Here is a 20244-nt window from a genome sequence, read left to right on the forward strand (position 1 = left end):
GCTCAGCCGTCTGTGACGATGCGGCTCTCCAGTCCAACGAGCGCCGCCAGTTGTTTCAGCCGGGTTTCAAGACGCCCGCCGGCAAGTTCGATGAGATCCGGCGGCAAAACGAGTTTCAGCTCATTGTCGGTGCGGCGCAAGGTGGTGCGCGGCACCACACCCGGCATCGAAGCCGAGACGAGATAAGCGACCCGAAAGATCGCGGCGAGCGCCCTCGCCCGCTCCTTATAGCGCGTCGGAACGATCTCCCGCAGACCCGGCCCGAGTTCATCGTCTGAGAGGCCAGAATGGCGGTAATAGACCGACAGGCCCAGATAGGCGCGTCCTGGATGATCGACCCCGACGAAGCCCGCATGGGCGATGATATTCAGGCTCTGCTCGCCCCGGTAATCGGGATGCGCACGCCAGCCGATATCCGCCAGTAGGCAGGACGCAGCGCGCAACCGTTCCTCTTCCTTTGTCTCGTCGATGCCGAGCGCCTTCATCGCATCGCCTGTCCAGGCGATCAGCTCTTCCGAATGCGCCGGCGAGCGCGAGCGTAGAAAGCAGAGCTCACGAGCGGCGGCGATGAGCGCGTTCTTATCCTGCTCTTCCGCGGGCAGGCGCGAATAGAGAAAGCCCTCCCGCAGGCCGAGGGCGGAAATGACGATGCGGGCAGGTTTGCCGGCACGCACGAGTTCCGACAAGACAAGGCCACCATATGCCAGGAGCGGCTGTCGCTGCTTGGAGACGGCATCGATGGAATCAATCGATGCGACCGGCTGGCGGTAAAGGCTTTTCAGGAAATCACGACTGCGATCGGTCTCCAGCGTGTAGCCATGCATGACGTGGAGCGGATAGCCGGTCTGGCGCATATGCAGTTTTGCGATCGACCGCCAGGTCCCGCCAATCGCATAGAAGGTGCGGCCTTCCAGGTGCGGCAGGACCTTGGAGTTCTCCAAGGCCGCACGAGCGATCTTTTTGGCGGCCTTGAGATCGCCCCCTGAATCGTCCTTGAGACGCAGGCCGCCGAGCGGAAAAGTCTCACCATCGCCGATGCGGCTGCCGCGCACATTGGTGAGTTCGAGACTGCCGCCTCCGAGATCACCCGCGACCCCTTCCGGGATCTCAAAGCCGTCGACCACGCCGAGAGCCGCATAGTAGGCTTCTGCAGGGCCGGTGAGCACGGTGACATCACAGCCGCAGATGTCCCGCACCTTGGCGATGAACTTCGAGCCGTTTTCCGCTTCACGCGTCGCGGCCGTCGCCAGGACGCTGAGTTCCACAACTCCTATCTGGCGACAGAGAGCTGCAAAGCGCTTGAGTGCGGATAGGGCTTTGTCGACAGACGCATCCGAAAGGCGTCGGGAGGTGGCAACCCCCTCGCCCAACCCCGCGAGAACCTTCTCGTTGAAGAGAGGCGTCGGTGAACGCGCCATCCTCTCATAGACAACGAGACGCACCGAGTTGGAGCCGATGTCGATAACGGCGACGGGCCCATAGCCGGCGATACGGCCGGGCGCATCAGGCTCAATTATCAAGCCGGTCGGCGAAGGTGCGCGGGGTGTCGGATTTGAGAGATTTTCCACGGCCGGAGAGACTTGCATTGGTCATAAAATACCGATGGGCGTTAAAGAGTTCCTCTCCCTCTTCCGGCTCGATGCGCCGGGAGGTGCCGTCGGAGAGGATTTCCCAGCTTTGCTGGTTGTCCTTGAGGTTGGCGACCATGATCTGGTCCAGGATCTGCATATGCACCGTCGGATTGGTGATCGGCACCATCGTTTCCACGCGCCGGTCGAGATTGCGCGGCATCAGGTCGGCGGAGCCGATATAAAGGAGCGCCTCATCCGATGGCAGCCCATGGCCGTTGCCGAAACAGAGGATGCGCGAATGCTCCAGAAAACGGCCGACGATTGATTTCACCCGGATGTTTTCCGACAGGCCGGGAAGGCCCGGCCGCAGGCAACAAATGCCGCGGATGACGAGTTCGACCTTCACCCCGGCGCCACTCGCCCGATAAAGCGCGTCGATGATCTGCGGATCGACCAGAGAATTCATCTTCATCCAGATGCGGGCGGGACGCCCTGCAGCCGCGTGACCGATCTCGGCGTCGATATGCTCCAGGATGCGAGAGCGCAGCGTGTATGGCGATACGGCGAGACGCACCACGTCCTGCGGCGGAGCATAGCCCGTAATGAAGTTGAAGACGCGGGCGACGTCGCGGGCGATCGCGGGATCCGCGGTGAAATAGGAAAGGTCGGTGTAAATCTTGGCCGTGATCGGGTGATAATTTCCCGTGCCGATATGCACATAGCTGACGAGCCCGTTCGGCTCGCGACGCACCACCTGGCTGAGCTTCGCGTGCGTCTTGAGTTCCATGAAACCGTACACGACCTGCGCGCCGGCGCGCTCCAGATCGCGAGCCCAGCGGATATTGGCTTCCTCGTCGAAGCGTGCCTTGAGCTCGACGAGCGCCGTCACCGACTTGCCCGCCTCGGCCGCTTCCGTCAGCGCTTTGATGATCGGGCTGTCGTTAGAGGTGCGATAAAGGGTTTGCTTGATCGCCATCACGTCCGGATCGCTCGCTGCCTGGCGCAGGAACTGCACCACGACGTCGAAGGATTCGTAGGGGTGATGGACGACGATGTCCTTCTGCTGGATTGCGGCAAAGCAATCGCCCGCGTGCTCGCGTATCCGTTCCGGAAAGCGCGGCGTGTAAGGCTTGAATTTGAGATCGCGGCGGTCGATCCCGACGAGCTGTTCGAGATCCTTGATCCCGAGCTGACCATGAATGACGTAGACCTCGTCATTGTCGACGGAAAGCGATTGCTGCACGACCGCGCGCAAATCTTCCGGCATCGAGGATTCGACCTCCAGCCGGATGACCGAGCCACGGCGGCGCTGCTTGAGCGCGCGCTCGAAGAGACGCGCGAGATCCTCCGCTTCCTCCTCGATCTCGATATCGGAATCGCGAATGACCCGATAGACGCCCTTTCCGACGACCTCATAGCCTGGAAACAGGCGGTCTATGAAAAGGCCGACGGTTTCTTCCACGCTGATGAAGCGTGTCGGATGCTTCTCGTCTTGGCGCGGCAGACGGATGAAGCGCGCCAATGTGTGCGGCATGCGTACCAGCGCACGCATGAAACGATGATGGACCGGATCGGTCAGCGAGAGCGCGAGCGTGAAGCCCAGATTGGGAATAAAGGGAAACGGATGGGCGGGATCGATGGCGAGCGGTGTCAGGACCGGGAAAACCGTCTCCATGAAATATTCCGCAAGCCACTCGGCGTCTTCAGACGTCACCTCCTCGCCACGAACGATCGAGATCCCCTCCTTGTCGAGGAGCTCGCGCAAGACGATCCATTGCGTCTGCTGATCGTTGACGAGCGCTTCGACTTTGCGGTCGATTTCCGCAAGCTGCTGCGAGGGCGTCAATCCGTCGGCGCTGACGGTTGCAATCTTCTCGCGCTCCTGGCCCTTCAGTCCGGCCACGCGCACCATGAAGAATTCATCGAGATTGTTCGCTGAGATCGACAGAAAGCGCAGCCGCTCCAGAAGCGGGTGATTTGGGTTCTCCGATTCCTCGAGCACGCGGCGATTGAATTCCAGCCACGAGATCTCGCGGTTGATGAAGCGTTTGGGATCACCAAGAAGCTCGCTGGTCGCTACGGCGATCGTCCCATTCTCGGAATCACCAGGATCAGTGGCTATCGAGCTCTCTTCCATCAATCCTCTCTAGGTCTGCGAACCGCGTTGATCGCAGTGGAGCGTAACACTTGGATGACACCTGCGGAAACCGAGGTCTTGTATCTCAGGAGCCGGTCGTCTGAATTTCACGTCCCGCAAGAACCTGCGCCACGAGCGGTCGCGTAATGCGCCGCCCTTCACTCAGCGCCTCTTCGTCGATGGCTGCGACGAGAGCCTGCGCCTCCCGCAGAGAGCGCTCCATCCGGACGACCATGTAGTCGATGACGTTGCGCTCGACCGCGAGCTGGCGGTCGCTGAAAAGCTTGACCAGGACCTGCCGCAACAAAGGTTCGTCGGGCCGGTCGATGGAAATTGGGACGGCGAGCCGCAGACGCGAGATCAGATCCTTGAGCGACAGCTGCCAACGCGCAAGCGGTTCGCGCGCCGTAATCAGAATCGTAAAGCCTTCCTCGCGAGCCCGATTGATCAGATGGAAGAGCGCGCGCTCGGGAACGTTGTCGGCGGCGACATCTTCGACGAGAACGGGACGCGTGGGGCCACCCACCTCGGTTTTCTCGAGCATTGAGCCGGCGACAATTTCGGCGGCTGCTCTTTCCGCCCAAAGGCCGGCGAGATGCGTTTTGCCGGAGCCTTCCGGCCCGCATAACAGCACGACTGGGGCTGACCAATTCGGCCAGCTCATGATGACGTCGTAGGCCGCGCGATTCGCATCCGTCACAAGATAGCTGTCACGGTCATAGGCGGCTTCATGGGCGAGCGGGATCGGGATCTGGCGTTGCGAGTTCATGGCGTTCACTGCAACTCGCTGGGGGGCGGCGGTGGCGGATCGCCGGTGCCGAGATAAATCCGGCTCTCGCGATATTGTTCAAGTCCGAAGCGGACAAGCACGCCGATCGCGGCCGTGACAGGGACCGCAACAAGCAGGCCGACGAAGCCAAACAAGGCACCGAAGGCGAACATCGCAAACATCAGCCAGACCGGATGGACACCAACGGAATGGCCCACAATGCGCGGCTGCAGAAGGTTGCCTTCCACCACCTGTCCGGTGACGAAAACGCCTGCGACCACCACGATCCAGGGCCATTCCGGCCAAAACTGCACGAGCGCCACGCCGACAGCCAGAATGAAGCCGACCGTTGAGCCGATATAAGGAATAAAGTTGATGACCCCGGCGACGAAACCGATCAGAAGCCCAAAATTCAGCCCGACCGCTGTCAGGCTGACGACGTAGAAGCCTCCCAGCAGCGTGCAAACGAGACCCTGGCCTCGGAGAAAACCCGACAGCGCCTGATCGATATCTGCGGCAAGCGCTCGAATGACATCGGCATGCTCGCGCGGAAGATAGCTGTCGACCATCTTCACCATCCGATCCCAATCGTAGAGAAGATAGAAAGCAACGACCGGGGTCACGATGAACAGGCTGGCGAAGCTGATCAGAGCCTGGCCGCCGGCGAGAATTGAAGAGACCAGACCGCCCATCCAGGTGGCGGCACTCTTCAGAAGCGGCTCGGCGTTGAACTCTCCGCTGGAGGGCAGATACTTGGCGAGCGGCGATGCGAAGACCTCGCTGCCGAGATGCCGAAGTCGCTCGATGAGATTGGGCAGCCTGGCGGCAAAATCACTCGCCTGACCGACCAGCGGCGGGATAATCGCAACCAGCACGACGATAAATAGGACGAGCGCAAAGATCAGGATCGCTAGCGTCGCCAGGAGGCGGTTCATGCCGAGCTTTTCAAGCCAGTCCGCGACTGGGTCGAGAAAATACGCGAGCGCCATGCCAAGCAGGAACGGCAACAGGATGCCGCTGAAAAGCCAAAGGAAAACGATGAGAGCAGAGAGCGCTCCCAGCCAGAAGATCGCCTGCCGCTGGGCCGACATCAACCCTCCTCCCGCCGTGGCTCTTCGCCGGCCATGTGGCGCAGCCACTCCGCGAGATAGGCACCGGCTGAGCCGACGGTCAAGCCGGCCGTTGTGATGATCATCGGCCAGATTGCGATCGAAAGCGATTTGATGCCGGCGTGTTCGGCCAGAACCAGCGCGAGGAGAACGATCTGAGAGGTCGTGTTGAACTTCGACACCCATAGCGGCCGCATCGCGATCGGATTGACGAGCATCCATGCGAGGATCACGCCGCCGACGATGAGAATGTCCCGGCTGACCACGAGAATAATCAGCCATGGCGGCAGGACTCCCTGGAAGCCGAGCACCAGAAACAGCGAGACGAGGAGTGCCTTGTCGGCGATCGGATCGAGATAGGCGCCGAGATCGGAAGACGCACCGAAGCGTTTGGCAATCAGGCCGTCGATGCCATCGCTTATCCCCGCGAGAAGGAACACGATGGTCGCGCCTGTCCAATTCTGGATCACGATCAACCAGACGATCAACGGAACGGAGACGAGCCGCGCGAGAGTGATGAAATTCGGAAGGGTCAAGGAGAACGGTGCCTGGAGCCAAAAACGCAGTGCCAAATGGCACAACGCCGCTTGCAAATTCAGGCTATCGCCTCTACCCGCTTTCGGGCCATGGGGGAAGACCGCACCACACTCAGCTATCGCCAGGCCGGCGTCGATATCGACGCGGGCGCAGCGCTCGTCGACCGCATCAAGCCGCTTGCTGCCAGCACCCAACGTGCCGGTGTCATGGGCGGACTTGGCGGTTTCGGCGCGCTTTTCGATCTCAAAAAGACCGGCTACCGTGATCCGGTGCTGGTGGCTGCGACCGATGGCGTCGGCACGAAGCTCAAGATTGCCATCGAGAGCGGGCATCACGACACGGTGGGAATCGATCTCGTTGCGATGTGCGTCAACGATCTCATCGTTCAGGGCGCAGAGCCCCTCTTCTTCCTCGATTATTTCGCTTCCGGAGCCCTCTCGGTCGACGAGGCGGCGTCTGTGGTTTCAGGCATCGCCGAAGGTTGCCGACAGGCGGGTGCTGCCCTCGTCGGCGGCGAGACGGCGGAACTGCCCGGACTATATGCCGCCGGGGATTATGACCTCGCAGGGTTCGCCGTTGGCGCCGTCGAGCGGGACGAGATCCTGCCGCGTGCGGTGACGGCGGGAGACGTCGTTATCGGCGTGGCTGCGAGCGGCGTTCATTCGAACGGCTTTTCGCTGGTGCGCCGGGTGGTCGAGCGAAGCGGTCTCGCCTGGGAGGCTCCGGCGCCGTTTGAACCTGGCAGGAGCCTCGCGCAGGCGCTTCTGGAGCCAACCCGCATCTATGTCCGCCCTCTCCTTTCGGCGATCCGTGAGACGGGCGCCGTGAAGGCTCTGGCGCATATCACAGGCGGCGGATTGCCGGAGAACCTGCCAAGGGTCTTGCCTGACGGGCAAGCGGTTCGCATCCACCTCGACGAGATTCCGCTGCCCCCGGTTTTCTCCTGGCTCGCGAAGAGCGGACCAATCGAAGAAGCCGAGCTCCTGCGCACATTCAACTGCGGTGTCGGCATGGCCGTCATCGCGGATGCCGATGCTGCCGAACGAATCATGGCGCATCTGACGGCTGCGGGTGAAAAGAGTTTCCGTCTCGGCGAGATCGAGCCGCGGGAAGACGCGGCCGTCGTGTTCGAAGGCAAGCTCGCGCTGGACGAGAAATAACAGTGAAAACAGCGATTTTGATTTCCGGGCGCGGCAGCAATATGCGCGCCCTCGTCGATGCGGCGCGAGAGCCCGACTTTCCCGCCTCGATCGAGCTGGTCCTTTCCAATCGCGCCGATGCTGCCGGTCTCACCTATGCCGCCGATGCGGGTATTGCGACCGCGGTACTCCCGCATCGCGATTATGAGAGCCGTGAAGCCTTTGAAGCCGCCCTCGATACGACGCTGCGCGAGGCCGGAATCGAGCTTATCTGTCTTGCCGGCTTCATGCGGCTCCTCTCCGATGAATTCGTCGAGGGATGGCGCAATCGGGTGATCAACATCCACCCGTCGCTCTTGCCGGCCTTTCGAGGCTTGAGGACGCATGAACGCGCCCTGGCGACAGGCGTGCGCGTGCACGGAGCGACGGTCCACTACGTCCGGGCCGAAATGGACGATGGACCGATCATCGTTCAAGGCGCCGTGCCGGTCCTTGCGGACGATACCTCAGAAAGCCTCGCGGTACGCGTCCTGGCAGCAGAGCACCGGATCTACCCGCTCGCTCTTTCCTGGGTCGCGGGACGCAAGGCCCGGGTCGTGGCCGAGAAGGTCATTCTCGAGGGACTGCCGACATCGGAGGATGCCGTTTTGATTGTGCCCTCCGGTGAACAGCAGGATTGAGGCTCCATCTCCTCAGCGCGTGCAGGCCTCGAAAGCCTGAACGTATTTCGCCTGTGCCGTCTTCGGAATCTGACCGCTGGTGACGAAGGCTGCGGCTTCGGGTTCGCTCATCTGCGGCTCAAGCCGCTTGGCGAGACACGAACAATCCCTTGTCACACTCTTCAGCGCGTCCCCTTCCCGCTTGCGCCATTCCGCGTAAACGCATGCGTCGGCCAGACGATTGCGCACCGTCTCATGCGTCATGCCGGCCGGCAGCGTCGTAGGCGCGGAACCTCCCTGGCAGGCTGCCAGCGTAAGGGTCGCAAAAACGAGGGAAGGAACCGCCGAGAACCGCATCTTCATCTCCAGAAAAGAGGCGCGATATTCTCCGCACTCCTCACTCAGTCAAGCTGCACTGGAGCAACACAGGGCGCAATTCGCACCGCATTGTCATGGAAGGCAGCCCCGCCATAAGGCGCGACCGCATCGGCGCCCGTCAGTGCGTTGATGCCGCGTCCTCCTTGATGCGCCTTATTCGGCCAGATGCCTTCGGCAATCAGAGTACCGCGCTGCTGACCATCGCTCAGGCGCACATGCAGCCGACAAGCGCCGCGCCGGCTGGTGAGCTCCACGAAATCCCCATCGTTGAGGCGGACAGCTTCCGCATCGAGCGGATGCATCATCACCTCGGGGCGTTTCTCGCGCGCCCGACCGGAGGGCGTTTCCGAGAAGGTGGAATTCAAAAATGAGCGTGCCGGCGCGGTGACCAGGCGGAAGGGATAGTCCTCATCGGCCGTCTCGATCGCCTCCCACTGATCGGGAAATTCGGGGAGAGATTCCCAAGGTCCGAGCGCCTTGCCGTCCTGCGGGCGGTTCGGAGCGGCAAAGCGGCCCCAATCGGGCGCGAACCGGAACTTGCCATCGGGAAAGCCGAAGCCGTTGAGATAATGCGCCTCCTCGAAGCCCGGCTGACAATCGATCCATTTGTTCTTTTCGAGCGTTGCGAGGTCACCCCAGCCGGACGCCTTGAGCAGCCAATCGATATGCTCGCGTGCGCTCATGGCGAAGCCTGGATGCTCGGCGCCAAGACGCTTAGCGAGGCCCGTCACGACCTGGTGGTTCGTGAGGCAACCCTGCGGCGGCTCGACGAGTTTCGGCCCGAACAGGATGTTCTGATGGCCGCCGCCTTTGTAGATGTCGTCATGTTCCAGGAACATCGTCGCCGGCAGCACGATGTCGGCCATTTCTGCCGTGTCCGTCATGAACTGCTCGTGCACGGCGACAAAGAGATCGTCGCGCATGAAGCCGCGCCGCACCTGTTCCTGGTCGGGCGCGACATTCATCGGATTGGTGTTCTGAATGAGCATGGCGCCTACGGGGGGACCGCCCTTGAGATCGGCGTCATTGCCGCAAAGGATCGGGCCGATGCGCGACTGATCGAGCATGCGCACGGAGGGGTTGAGGCGATCGAGGCCGGCGATCATCGTCTCGTCGAGATGATAGATGCCACCGTTGTTGTGAAATGCCCCTCCCCCCTCATGGCGCCAGGCGCCGGTGACGGTGGCGATACATGAGGCGGCGTGCATGGCGACGGCGCCATTGCGGCTGCGCGTAAAGCCGTAGCCAAGGCGCATGAAGGTCTTTGGCGTCTTGCCGATCCAGGCGGCGAACGTCTCGATGTCCTCGACGCAGAGGCCGGTGATGGACGATGCCCATTCCGGCGTCTTTTCCTCAAGATGGCGTGCGAAGTCCTGAGGGCGATCGCTGAAGCGATTGAGATAGTCCCAGTCGGCGTGGCCATCGCGGAAGAGAATATGCATGACTGCGCAGGCAAGTGCTGCGTCGGTGCCGGGTTTCAGGCAAAGAGCGAGGTCCGCCTGTCGCATCGTGGCGTTTTCATAGACATCGACCACGACGAGCTTCGCTCCGCGGGTTTTCCGAGCCGTGGTCGCATGGGTCATCACATTGATCTGCGTCGCGACCGCATTGGTGCCCCAGATGACGACGAGATCGGATTTTGCGATTTCGCGCGGGTCTGGTCCGGTCAGGCTGCCGGTGCCGGCGACATAGCCGGTCCATGCCATGTTGGTGCAGATAGACCCGAACTCTCCAGAATAGCGCTTCACGTGGCGAAGGCGGTCGAGCCCGTCGCGCTGCACCAGTCCCATCGTGCCGGCGTAATAATAAGGCCAGACGGCTTCAGACCCGTATTTCGTCTCTGCCTTGACGAAGGCCTCGGCGATCTCGTCGAGTGCTCGTTCGGCAGAGATTTCCTGCCACGCGCCGTCCCCCTTGGCGCCCTTGCGCTTCAGGGCCTTCGTGAGCCTGTCCGGATGATGCAGGCGCTCCGAATAGCGCGCGACCTTGGCGCAAATCACGCCTGCCGTATAATCGTTCTCGGAATTGCCCCTGAGCCTGCCGACGCGCCCGTCGGGCAGAATTTCCACCTCAAGTGCACAGGTCGAAGGGCAATCATGCGGGCAGGCGGAATGGCCGGTTCTGACCGGCGTCATGTCATTCATTCGAATTCTCCAAGCGACAACAGTCGCTTACCTGCTCCGGCAGGTCAAGATGCTCAGCTGGAGGTGGGTCTTGCGGCATGCCGGACAAGCAGGCCGAACAGAATCAGCGCCACCGCCTGGTGGGCGAGCGCGATCGGCCATGGAACGACGAGAAGGAGCGCCAAAATTCCAAGCGCCACCTGACAGATGACGACGGCCAGGATCAGCGCGAGATCGGAGGACCAGCGACGGACCGCAAGGCGCCACAGACCATATCCGATCACAAGCATTGCCAGCACATAGCCGCCGATGCGGTGATCAAACTGAACGGTCGTGATGTTGTCGGTGAAATTGTGCCAAAGCGGCTGCATCGCAAGAAGGCCTGCAGGCACGAAGCGCCCGTCCATCAGCGGCCAGGTGTTGTAGGTCAGGCCGGCATCGTGCCCGGCGACGAGACCGCCAAGAGCAATCTGGACGAGGGCCGCGATAGAGATGAAGCAGGCCGCAATACTGCCCGCAGTGGCGCGCCGCACGACTTCAGCGCCGCCAAGGCGCGCATGCGTGGCAATCAAAAACCCGAAGAAAAGGCTCGCGAGCGTCAGATGCAATGACAGCTTGACGGGCGCGACCGCGATCATCCCCGGTTTCAAACCCGAGGCCACCATGATCCAGCCGACGAGGCCTTGAAGCCCGAGAAGGAGCCCGCCGGCGAAAAGCCACAGGCCGAGACGGAGCGTCAATTTCCCGGCAATGGCGAAGCCTAAAAGGCCGACGAGATAGACGGCACCGATGAAGCGACCCAACTGGCGGTGCGTCCACTCCCACCAGTAAATCTGCTTGAACTCGCCGAGGCTCATGCCCCGGTTCATCAGTTCGTATTGGGGTGTCGCCCGGTACCGATCGAACTCGTCTGCCCAGGCCTCGTCCGACAAAGGCGGCACGGCACCCACGACCGGCTTCCACTCGGTGATTGAAAGACCGGAATCGGTCAGCCGCGTCATGCCCCCCACAAGCACCATGACGAAAACCAGAAAGGTCAGGATCGCCAGCCAGAGCCTGACACTGCGCAGCCGCATCCAGGAAGATGTGAATGTTTTGGAACGCGGCCCAAAGGAAGTCTGCGCAAAGGGCAAAATGCTGTCATCAAAGGACATCGGCGTCGTCCCGTCTGATATGCCTGTGAGCCAGTTCTCGCCTACGCGACACCGCGGCCCGGCACAAGAGATTGAAAACGACGTCCATTGCGGCTAGCTGCCTCTATGCGTCAGAAATACCGCAAACCGATCGGCACCGTTCTTCTTGTCGTGTGGGTGATCTTCTACAGCCTCACCGCGATGACAATCGGAGCCGCAAAGCTTCCCGGCACAAGCGGGCTCGTGCAGCTTGCCTATTATGCGGTTGCCGGTATTGCCTGGGTGATCCCAGCTGGCGCCATTATCTGGTGGATGGCACGTCCCGACCGCGCTTGAAGGCATTTTTTGCCTGCAAGAGCGGCTCCGCGATCCGCCATAGGCCGGGTGCGAGCAAGATCTCCTGATAATCGACATCCTGGTAATAGCCGTTCACCGAAACCCGCGGCAGGAAGCGCGGATCGGAAGACGCTCGGAGCGTGCCTGGCGTCGTCAGGAAAGCGGCCGTCATTCCTGCTTGTGCGGCAAGCTCGGCCTCGCGCATCCCGACGGCACCGGGAAACCCGTAGGGATAGGCAAGAAGGTCGGGCCGTCTTCCTGTCTCTTCGGCAATGCGATCCGCGCCTTCCTTGATTTCTGCAAGCGCGCTTTCCGCTGACAGTTTGGCGAGCGCAGGATGGGTCATGGTGTGGGCACCGATCGTCGCGAGAGGATCTTCTGCGAGCAGACGTACCCCGTCCCAATCCAGAACCAATTCCTTGGTCAACGCTCGTTCATCGAAATCATGGGCTTCATAGAGACGTCCCATGACCTGGCGATGTCGGACACCATCCAGGTCGAAGAGCAACGCATGCCGCCACGCAGCAAAGGCCGCATACTTCTCCCCGGCGGTTGAGGTCGGCATCCGGCCCGGCCCCTCGCCTTTCACCCCGAATTCTACATTCGTTGCAATCATGCGCTCCAGTGCGACCCACCAAGGTGCGGCGGTGCGGTCGCAAAATCCTGCGCAGATGAAGGCCGTGAATGGAGCCTGATGCCGTCTGAAAACGGGAAGCGCGTCCTCTAGATTGTTGCGGAAGCCATCATCCAGCGTGATCGCGACATCCTGTGGGGATGCACGTCCCGCCATCTGATTGGCCACCATCTCTCCAAGAGGCACGATGCGCCGGCCTGCGCCTTTCAGCAATCTCAGAAGCGCATCCAGAAAATCGGGCGCAATCACGAGACCCGCATTGGGAGCGAACGCAGCGGGAGGTTCCGGCTTCACTTCGTGCAAAGTGAGAACAAGCCCGCTGCCTTTAGGCTCCGCCGGCAACCAACGCGCCGCCTTCGTGAAGGCAAGACCGTTCAGCGCCAAGTGAATTGCCTGGTGACGTCGACTCACCTCATACCTCGTTTTCGCTTCCCTCTCTGCAGGACCTTCAAGCAGCCTCTTCGGCCGCCTCCGGCTCTGCACCATCCTCGCCCGATCGCTGCAGGAGAATGGCATTGCGTGCGCCCGCTTCGGTCGCCTGGCGGTGAAGCCTGCGGCGTGCGTCCGCTCCCATATCTTCATCGCAAACGAGGACGGCGAGATCTGGCCGAACATAGTCGCTCGGCCAATCCTCAAAGCGGTCGGCCAGGAGGACGACACGGTCATACGTGTTGCTCAAGGCTCCGATGACGAGGCTGAGACGCTGCAAGGGCGGATCCTCGGCCATCGATCCGAGAGGAATGAAATGGACGCGGCTATCGCCGTCGAGACGAATGGCATCGCCGAAGGGTGCGTCACCGCTCAACAGGTCACCCAGTCCCGGGCCGCCGTCGCGGTCGAGTGCCGAGGCGGGCTCCACTCCGATGTCGAGGAGAATAATGCGCAGCGAAGCCGTGCGAACCGCAAGACGGCAGGCGCCCAGTGCTGCATCTCCGGCGGTTGGGCCGCCGTCACCCGCAAAGAGAACCGTTTTCAGACCTTCCGTCGCGATGAGATCTGCAAGCTCGGCGAGGCCCGGAATCTCCTTGGCCGCATCAAGGCTCGGCGTTCCGCCGGGAGGAATAGCGCCCAGCACCAAAAGGGGCTCTGCCGGAACCTCTCCGGCCGGCGGCACCTCGATGTCGTCTAGCGGGCGGAACGCACGACCGGAGGCGAATTCGCGCACGATAACGATGGCCATGGCGAGGAAAAGGGAGCCAAGGACGGCCGCGGCCGTCAGCAGCCCTTTCTTCGGCCAGGACGGACGCCGCGGCGGGATCGCGCGTGAGATGATCCGCGCATCCGCCGGCAGATAGTTGGAATCGGTGCGTGCGGCCGCTTCTCTATAGCGCGCCAGAAATGTCTCCAGGAGATCGCGCTGAGCGGCGGCTTCGCGCTCAAGCGCTCGAAGCTCGATGCTCTCCTCGTTGGAGCGAGAAACGGCGGCCTTTGTCTCGTTCAGCCTTGCTTCGAGGGTATCAACCCGAGCGCTCGCAACGCGCGAGGCGGTTTCCAGCGATTGCAGGATCTTACGAACTTCGGTGCGAACCTGCCCATCCAGATCCGCAAGCTGGCTCCGCAGGGCCTGCAGACGCGGATGCTGCGGCATGAGGCTGGTCGAGAGCTCGGCGATCTGGGCGCGCAAGGCGACCTGCCGCTCGCGGAGCCGCTGGATCAGCTGTGAATTCAAAACCTCTTCGGCGGAATCGAAGGAGCCCCCTTCGCGCAACAGTGACCGGAGCAATTCGGCCCGTGACTGAGCTTCCGATTGTGCAGCTTTGGCACGTCCGAGCTCCGCATTGAGCTCGCTCAGATCCTGTTTCTGTAATGTCGTTTCCGGTTGGGTCGACGTATTGACGTCGAAAAGGTTGTTCTCGGAGCGGTATGCGGCGACCGAGCCTTCCGCCTCTTTGACGCGCTCGCGCAAGCGGTCGATCTCAGTCTGCAGCCAGGCCGTCGCGGCCGAGGTCGACTGTCTCTTGGCTTCGCTTTGCAGGTTCACGAACGCCTCCGCCACCGCATTTGCGATCTGCGCCGCAAGCTCGGGATCGTGTGCGTTGAACTCGACCGCAATCACTCGCGATTTGACGACGGAATAGACAGAAAGGCGCTTGTAGTAAGTCTCGAGAACACGCTGCCGAATCGTATTTTCGGCCGGGCCCTTTTTGAGCCCGGAGGCAATCAAGACTGTATCAATGAGGGACGGTGAGAGCGCCGGATCGAAATCGGGGCGATGGGTCAGGTCGAACTTGTCGATGATGGTATTGGCAATGTCCCGAGAGCGCAGCACTTCGACTTGGCTTGCGATCGCCGATTCGTCCAACTGCACCGTCAGGTTTTCCGCGCCCGAGTCGCGGGGCCGCGTCAGCGGTGACTCCCGCGCCTCGATCAAAATGCGTGAGTCGCCAGTATAAAGCGGGTCGACGAGCGAGAGACCGAGATAGGTTCCAGCCCCGACGACGATCGCCACCAGGCCGAAAAGCCAGGCACGGCGCCACAGCGCGGCGGCAATTGCAGAAATGTCCATTTCCATCGGACGCGGCTCGGCCATAGCGTGGCGACTCCTTGCTGGCTGAAGGCAAGATGCGTCGATTACGGTTAGGAGGCGGTTAACGGGCACCTTACCTCTAGTTCCAGGCAATTTTAGCGCGGAATTAACTATGGCTCGGCATATTTCAGCCGATCATAGGTCGGGTGCTCGCAATGAACGCGGTTCGTGTCGCCATTATAATCACGCTTGTTTGTCTTCTCGCGTCTTGCATGGGCGAGCGGGCGCCTTTGGCGACTGGTTCACCGACAATCAAAGGCCCCTATCGACTGGATACCGGCGACGAACTCCGCATCGTCGTCTTCGACCAGAGCGAACTCACCAACGTCTACAAGGTCGATCAAGCCGGCTATGTGACGATGCCTCTGGTGGGCGAAATCGCCGCCCGCGGCGCCAGTACCGACGAGCTGGAGGGACGCATCCAGAGTGCGCTGTCGACCCGCTTCGTTCGCAATCCCGACGTGACCGTTGAGGTCGCCTCCTATCGTCCCTTTTTCATTCTCGGCGAAGTAAGCAGTCCCGGCCAGTACCCATATGTGCCAGGTATGACGGTGGAAAATGCCGTCGCAGTCGCGGGAGGCTTCACGCCTCGCGCGAACGAACGGGTGGTGCGGCTGAGCCGCCAGCTGAACGGAGTTCTCTACGAGGGTCGCCTCGCCGTCACCCAGCCGATTCGCGCCGGCGATACCGTCTATGTCGGAGAACGCCTGTTCTGATCTGAGTTGATTAACTCTAGCAGGCGGAACAGATTGAATAAAATCGCTCAAGACAGACAGCTATCGGCAATTCCGAGCGGGATTTTGGACAGTGACATCGAGCAATGCACCGGCAGAGGAAAAGCCTGGAGCGAAGCCGCCTGGCTCCGGCCGCTCAGCTCTTAACCTCGCCGCCGCGCGCGTTGCCGCGAACCTCAAATACCGCCCTGTTTCGGCTGGTTTTCTCGCAGCGCTTCTCCGCCTTGCGGACTTCACGGCCCTCGTCGGCCTCGGCACCCTGATCCACTATTTCTGGGTCACGCCAAGCGATGGTGAGTTGTCTCTCCGCTATCTCCTGCCGCTGATCCTGCTGCCAGTGCTGACGATCTCGCTTATCGGCACATTCAAAGGCTATACCCTACCCGCCTACAGGCACCCGCTGAAACATATCGGTCGCGCCGCGGGGCTTTGGGCGGTGGTCTTCGCCTGCTTCACCCTGGTCGCGTTCTTTCTGAAGATCGGCGACGATTTCTCCCGCCTCTGGCTCGGCGCCTGGTTCTTTCTGGGATTTGTCGCCCTGGCAGCAGCGCGCGCGCTGCTGGCACGTCTCGTGCGCGTTTGGACACGCGTCGGCCTCCTGGAGCGCCGCGCGGTTCTTGTTGGAGGCGGGCCGGAAGCGGTCTCGCTGATCCGTGCACTCGACGCCGAACCCGAGAACGACATTCGTATCTGCGGGATCTTCGATGACCGGGGTGGCGACCGTGCGCCGGCAATCAAGGAAGGCTATCCACTGCTCGGCCGAATCGACGAACTCGTCGAGTTCGGTCGTCAGGCGCAGATCGATCTCCTGATCATCGCGCTGCCGCTGACAGCAGAGAACCGGCTCCTCGAAATGCTCAAACAGCTCTGGGTGTTGCCGGTCGACATTCGCATGGCCGCGAATACGACGCGCTTGCGGTTCCGCCCGCGGTCCTATTCCTTCATTGGCTCTGTGCCATTTCTGGATTTGTTCGATCGACCGATTGCGGGGTGGGATTCCGTTGTAAAGCGGGTGTTCGACATCACCTTCGCCAGCCTTGCCCTCATCCTGCTGTCGCCGGTCATGCTGGCTGTGGCTGCCGCAATCAAGCTCGACAGCCGGGGCCCCGTCCTCTTCCGTCAGGACCGGTACGGCTTCAACAACGAGCTCATCAAGGTCTTCAAGTTCCGCTCGATGTATGTGGATCAGGTGGACCTCAACGCGGCAAAGCTCGTCAGCCGTGACGATCCCCGCGTGACGCGCGTCGGCCGCTTCATCCGAAAGACCAGTCTCGACGAACTGCCGCAATTGTTCAACGTCTTGAAGGGCAATCTGTCCCTCGTCGGCCCCCGCCCGCACGCGCTCCAGGCCAAGGCCGCCAACCAGCTTTACGAGCAGGTGGTCGACGGCTATTTCGCCAGGCATCGCGTCAAGCCGGGCATCACCGGCTGGGCCCAGGTCAACGGCTGGCGCGGCGAAACCGATACGCAGGAAAAACTCGAGCGGCGCGTAGAGCACGACCAGTTCTATATCGAAAACTGGTCGGTGCTTTTCGATCTCTATATCCTGCTTTTGACTCCGATCCGGCTCGTCACTGGCGAGAACGCTTATTGAGAGCGACCCAGCGATGCAGCCCACCGCTTGATGGGTCTCCACAGCCCTACCTTACGAGCTCGCTCCTCCGCTCCGGTGCACGACATTCCGTTCTTTCTGGAGGCTGATCGTGAGCGAACGGAGCGACGCGTTCAGAGACTGGCGACGCGGCTGTCAGTTTCGCCATGCAAGAGCGCCTTCCCCACCCGGTCTTTTCGCCCTTCTGCTTCTCTAGGAAGAGACGGCCCGGCGCCCGTTCTGGGTAGGACGTCGGTTGCTGACGATTGCAAGCTTCATTGATTCCACGGCGCTACGTGGACGGGCGGCGTTCGCCTTCGCGGTCCCGTGGAAGCGCGCCGGGTTGAAGCCCCAGAGGATACCGAGAAGAAGCCAAAGATGGCGCCAGTGCTCGCCTTCGTGAAGGGATGCGCACATGAGCGGCGCCATGAAGGCGACCAGAACGGCGACGGCCGCCGGATGCGCCGTCGCGCGGTAATTCCCAAGTCCGAAAAGGACTGAGAGGAAGATCAGTGCGAGCCACGCAAAGCCGGCAACCCAACCGTAATTCATGAAGGAGCTCAGCCAAATGTTATGGATGGGCTCCAGAAAGATCAGGTTCTGCTGATTGATGCCGATGCCGACCGGATTGCTGAGGATCATCGGGATCGACCGAGCATAGCGGCCGTAGCGGCCTTCGCGTCCCGCGTCGTAAGATTCCTCCAATGTCGCCCGCTGCTCGAACTTCTTCGTGAAGGTCGGCGAGACGATGATCGTGGCGCCGAGAATGATGCCACCGAAGATCGCCATGACCGTTGCGTAGGCGAAGAGCCTCAGGAGGTGCTGGCGATAGATAAAGACCATATAGCCGGAACAGCACAGGATGAGCGATACTGTCGCCGCTCTGGAGAACGACAGCAGCACGCCCAGGCAGAGAATCCCGATGATGGAAAAAAGCACGGCCCGTGGCCACAACCGCTGCTGCACCAGGTAGATCGCCATCACGACACCCGGCACCAGGAACGACGCATACATGTTCGGGTCGTCGATGAAGCCTTTCGAGCGGCCGTCCCACAGCAGGGCCTCGATGCCGAATGCGAATCCCACGATCCCGAGAATCGCCGCGATCACGCAAGAGACCACATAGACCCGCATGAACGTATTCAGCTGCCGCGGTCCCCAATCCATGGATACGTAGCAGGCGGTTATGCCCAAAACCACGACGAAGGTTTTCTTGAATGCCTCCTGCCGCACATCAGGATCGCCGAAGAAAGGGACCGAGGCGTACCAGAACGAAAGCGTCCACAGGAGCAAAAGCGTAAATAAGATGAAGAAGGTCAGCCGAACCTTCTGCAGCACCACGATCGATAGCGCCAGAGAGAGCATGAACAGAAAGTCTACGGGCGACGGCCGCGACAGCGTATAGTTCATCGCCAGCACGGCAATGAAGAAAACGAAGTTCCTCACCGAGGTCGGATAAAGACGTGGACGATCGGCGTCTGGCTGCATGGAAGCCGGGTTCTCGCGCGGAGACGTGCTGTGCGAGCGAGTTAGGCGCGAAAGCCTTAAGATTTGCTGATTCCGGGACATATCGATGCTGTTCGCCGGCGCATATCGAAGCGCTGGGCGATCGCGAAATAATCGCAGAAAACTGCGCCTTATGTGCATTGCGCCGAGCCTGTGTGCTCTCTATAGTCCGCGCGCGTCGGAGCGTAGCGCAGCCTGGTAGCGCACTTGCATGGGGCGCAAGAGGTCGTGGGTTCGAATCCCGCCGCTCCGACCATTCCCCACTGATTTTGAGATGAAATTACGCCGCCAGCGCGGCATGCTGCGCGGACAATGCGCGGCCGGGATATCCTGTCAGCTAGCGACGGCGTCGTGGAGAATCCGGCGCGCTTCGAGCAGATCGTTGAGCACGGCTTGAAGACGCTCGCGGCCATGGTGATCGACGCGGTGAGTGACGGGTTCGTCCGCCGCCTCTTCTGGCAGCAAGGACGGCTGCAGGTCGTCGTCCCCGTCTCCAGCTTCTTCGCGAATCGCCTCTGCCCTCGCCGGGGCCACATCGCTCGCCCGCTCGGCGTCAAAATCGGCCTCGACCGGCGCCACCGTCTCCACATTGCCGCTTTGCCCAACGGCGATGACGAAGCGCACGCCCTTCTCTTTGAGAAGACGCTGCACGCCCTTGATGGTGAAACCTTCGCCGTAAAGGAGCAGGCGAATGCCCTTGAGAAGATCAACGTCTTCAGGGCGATAATAGCGCCTTCCACCGCCGCGCTTCAGCGGCTTGATCTGGGTGAAGCGCGTTTCCCAGAAACGCAGGACGTGTTGCGGAAGATCGAGGTCCTCCGCAACTTCACTGATCGTCCTGAACGCGTCCGGTGACTTTACGCTCACGTCGTTGCGACGTCCGCTTCAGCGGCTTTGAGACGCCGCGCATTGCCGGCATCAGCACCGCTGCTGATCGCGGCTCCGCCCGTCTCTTCTTCCGGGGCGAGGCACTCGTTGATGCGCTGCTTCATGATGTTGCTTGGTTTGAAAACCGTCACTCGGCGTGGCGGAATCGGCACTTCCTTGCCGGTCTTCGGGTTGCGGCCGACGCGCTGCCCTTTGCTGCGCACGACGAACGAACCGAACGAGGAAAGCTTGACCGTCTCCCCCGATATGATGGTGTCTGAAATCTCCGCGAGCACCATTTCCACCATGGCGGCCGATTCCGTCCTGGAAAGGCCAAGCTCCCGATAAACCGCCTCTGCGAGATCGGCTCGCGTGACGGTGCGCCCCTCAGGGCGTAGTTCATTTGCCTCCACGCAACACGCCTCCTGCACATCCTTAAGCAACGTATTCGCCTGTCGAAATGAGGTCAACACGCACCCCCCAGCGCGTATCGC

Annotated in this window: 18 protein-coding genes and 1 tRNA gene; 6 read left to right on the plus strand and 13 right to left on the minus strand. The window is 61.4% G+C overall.

Going from position 1 to position 20244, the window contains the following annotated elements; all coding sequences use genetic code 11:
• Positions 1-2 precede the first annotated feature (2 nt).
• The 5 genes from J2R99_RS15345 to J2R99_RS15365 all read right to left on the minus strand — a co-directional run bounded on the left by J2R99_RS15345 (position 3) and on the right by J2R99_RS15365 (position 6122).
• A complete protein-coding gene (locus tag J2R99_RS15345; RefSeq protein ID WP_307155735.1) occupies positions 3-1514 on the minus strand; it encodes a Ppx/GppA phosphatase family protein in 1512 nt (503 codons plus the stop codon).
• Positions 1510-3708 (minus strand): RNA degradosome polyphosphate kinase, encoded by a 2199-nt coding sequence (locus tag J2R99_RS15350; RefSeq protein ID WP_307155269.1) that lies wholly within the window; start codon positions 3706-3708, stop codon positions 1510-1512. The genes J2R99_RS15345 and J2R99_RS15350 overlap by 5 nt, the downstream gene beginning before the upstream one ends.
• 85 nt (positions 3709-3793) lie before the next feature.
• Positions 3794-4477, minus strand: a complete 684-nt coding sequence (locus tag J2R99_RS15355) for an HdaA/DnaA family protein (RefSeq protein WP_307155270.1) — start codon at positions 4475-4477, stop codon at positions 3794-3796.
• 5 nt (positions 4478-4482) lie between these two features.
• Entirely contained in the window at positions 4483-5568 is a 1086-nt protein-coding gene (locus tag J2R99_RS15360; RefSeq protein WP_307155271.1) for an AI-2E family transporter, read from the minus strand.
• Positions 5568-6122: a CDP-alcohol phosphatidyltransferase family protein gene (locus J2R99_RS15365; RefSeq protein WP_307155272.1), complete on the minus strand. Its 555-nt coding sequence runs from the start codon at positions 6120-6122 to the stop codon at positions 5568-5570. Before J2R99_RS15365 ends, J2R99_RS15360 begins: the two co-directional genes overlap by 1 nt.
• A 90-nt stretch (positions 6123-6212) precedes the next feature.
• Here J2R99_RS15365 and purM point away from each other — a divergent pair, with 90 nt between their 5' ends.
• On the plus strand, positions 6213-7283 hold the full coding sequence (gene purM, locus J2R99_RS15370; protein ID WP_307155736.1) for a phosphoribosylformylglycinamidine cyclo-ligase: 1071 nt from the start codon (positions 6213-6215) through the stop codon (positions 7281-7283).
• 2 nt (positions 7284-7285) lie between these two features.
• Positions 7286-7942 (plus strand): phosphoribosylglycinamide formyltransferase, encoded by a 657-nt coding sequence (purN, locus tag J2R99_RS15375; RefSeq protein ID WP_370872384.1) that lies wholly within the window; start codon positions 7286-7288, stop codon positions 7940-7942.
• 12 nt (positions 7943-7954) lie between these two features.
• Here purN and J2R99_RS15380 read toward each other — a convergent pair whose 3' ends face one another.
• The 3 genes from J2R99_RS15380 to J2R99_RS15390 are packed head-to-tail and all read right to left on the minus strand — an operon-like array spanning position 7955 to position 11576.
• A complete protein-coding gene (locus tag J2R99_RS15380; RefSeq protein WP_307155273.1) occupies positions 7955-8278 on the minus strand; it encodes a hypothetical protein in 324 nt (107 codons plus the stop codon).
• 44 nt (positions 8279-8322) lie between these two features.
• Positions 8323-10443, minus strand: coding sequence for a molybdopterin-containing oxidoreductase family protein (locus J2R99_RS15385; protein ID WP_307155274.1), 2121 nt, complete (start codon positions 10441-10443; stop codon positions 8323-8325).
• 53 nt (positions 10444-10496) lie between these two features.
• Complete coding sequence (locus tag J2R99_RS15390; RefSeq protein ID WP_370872385.1) at positions 10497-11576, minus strand: COX15/CtaA family protein; 1080 nt, start codon at positions 11574-11576, stop codon at positions 10497-10499.
• Between the two features lie 105 nt (positions 11577-11681).
• On the opposite strand from J2R99_RS15390, the gene J2R99_RS15395 reads away from it, so the two are divergent.
• Positions 11682-11891, plus strand: coding sequence for a DUF2842 domain-containing protein (locus J2R99_RS15395; RefSeq protein WP_307155275.1), 210 nt, complete (start codon positions 11682-11684; stop codon positions 11889-11891).
• On the opposite strand, the gene J2R99_RS15400 is transcribed toward J2R99_RS15395, so the two are convergent.
• Together J2R99_RS15400 and J2R99_RS15405 are read right to left on the minus strand one after the other, a co-directional pair.
• Positions 11857-12909, minus strand: a complete 1053-nt coding sequence (locus J2R99_RS15400) for a polysaccharide deacetylase family protein (RefSeq protein ID WP_307155276.1) — start codon at positions 12907-12909, stop codon at positions 11857-11859. The genes J2R99_RS15395 and J2R99_RS15400 overlap by 35 nt on opposite strands.
• 64 nt (positions 12910-12973) lie before the next feature.
• The gene (locus J2R99_RS15405; RefSeq protein ID WP_307155277.1) at positions 12974-15055 is read right to left on the minus strand and encodes a GumC family protein; all 2082 of its coding nucleotides are present in this window, start codon (positions 15053-15055) and stop codon (positions 12974-12976) included.
• Between the two features lie 152 nt (positions 15056-15207).
• Here J2R99_RS15405 and J2R99_RS15410 point away from each other — a divergent pair, with 152 nt between their 5' ends.
• A complete protein-coding gene (locus tag J2R99_RS15410) occupies positions 15208-15768 on the plus strand; it encodes a polysaccharide biosynthesis/export family protein (RefSeq protein WP_370872386.1) in 561 nt (186 codons plus the stop codon).
• A 91-nt stretch (positions 15769-15859) separates the two neighbouring features.
• Positions 15860-17380, plus strand: a complete 1521-nt coding sequence (locus J2R99_RS15415; protein ID WP_307155279.1) for an undecaprenyl-phosphate glucose phosphotransferase — start codon at positions 15860-15862, stop codon at positions 17378-17380.
• Positions 17381-17590: 210 nt separating this feature from the next.
• Here the strand turns inward: J2R99_RS15415 and J2R99_RS15420 are convergent, their stop codons facing one another.
• Positions 17591-18865, minus strand: coding sequence for an O-antigen ligase family protein (locus J2R99_RS15420; RefSeq protein WP_307155280.1), 1275 nt, complete (start codon positions 18863-18865; stop codon positions 17591-17593).
• 197 nt (positions 18866-19062) lie between these two features.
• Between J2R99_RS15420 and J2R99_RS15425 the strand changes: the two genes are divergently transcribed.
• A tRNA-Pro gene (locus J2R99_RS15425) sits at positions 19063-19139 on the plus strand.
• A gap of 77 nt (positions 19140-19216) precedes the next feature.
• On the opposite strand, the gene J2R99_RS15430 is transcribed toward J2R99_RS15425, so the two are convergent.
• Together J2R99_RS15430 and J2R99_RS15435 are read right to left on the minus strand one after the other, a co-directional pair.
• Positions 19217-19750, minus strand: a complete 534-nt coding sequence (locus J2R99_RS15430; RefSeq protein WP_307155281.1) for a MerR family transcriptional regulator — start codon at positions 19748-19750, stop codon at positions 19217-19219.
• Entirely contained in the window at positions 19747-20163 is a 417-nt protein-coding gene (locus J2R99_RS15435) for an integration host factor subunit alpha (RefSeq protein ID WP_307155282.1), read from the minus strand. Before J2R99_RS15435 ends, J2R99_RS15430 begins: the two co-directional genes overlap by 4 nt.
• Positions 20164-20244: the final 81 nt, after the last annotated feature.

The sequence above is a fragment of the Rhodopseudomonas julia genome (assembly GCF_030813515.1).
Taxonomy (GTDB): domain Bacteria; phylum Pseudomonadota; class Alphaproteobacteria; order Rhizobiales; family Afifellaceae; genus Afifella; species Afifella julia.

Excerpts from the sequence above, each read along its gene's own strand:
- J2R99_RS15420 (WP_307155280.1), bottom strand. The coding sequence starts at position 18,865 with ATGCAGCCAGACGCCGATCGTCCACGTCTTTATCCGACCTCGGTGAGG.
- purM (WP_307155736.1), top strand. The coding sequence starts at position 6,213 with ATGGGGGAAGACCGCACCACACTCAGCTATCGCCAGGCCGGCGTCGAT.
- J2R99_RS15360 (WP_307155271.1), bottom strand. The coding sequence starts at position 5,568 with ATGTCGGCCCAGCGGCAGGCGATCTTCTGGCTGGGAGCGCTCTCTGCT.
- J2R99_RS15385 (WP_307155274.1), bottom strand. The coding sequence starts at position 10,443 with ATGAATGACATGACGCCGGTCAGAACCGGCCATTCCGCCTGCCCGCAT.
- J2R99_RS15395 (WP_307155275.1), top strand. The coding sequence starts at position 11,682 with ATGCGTCAGAAATACCGCAAACCGATCGGCACCGTTCTTCTTGTCGTG.
- J2R99_RS15380 (WP_307155273.1), bottom strand. The coding sequence starts at position 8,278 with ATGCGGTTCTCGGCGGTTCCTTCCCTCGTTTTTGCGACCCTTACGCTG.
- J2R99_RS15350 (WP_307155269.1), bottom strand. The coding sequence starts at position 3,708 with ATGGAAGAGAGCTCGATAGCCACTGATCCTGGTGATTCCGAGAATGGG.
- J2R99_RS15410 (WP_370872386.1), top strand. The coding sequence starts at position 15,208 with ATGAACGCGGTTCGTGTCGCCATTATAATCACGCTTGTTTGTCTTCTC.
- J2R99_RS15390 (WP_370872385.1), bottom strand. The coding sequence starts at position 11,576 with ATGTCCTTTGATGACAGCATTTTGCCCTTTGCGCAGACTTCCTTTGGG.
- J2R99_RS15405 (WP_307155277.1), bottom strand. The coding sequence starts at position 15,055 with ATGGCCGAGCCGCGTCCGATGGAAATGGACATTTCTGCAATTGCCGCC.
- J2R99_RS15355 (WP_307155270.1), bottom strand. The coding sequence starts at position 4,477 with ATGAACTCGCAACGCCAGATCCCGATCCCGCTCGCCCATGAAGCCGCC.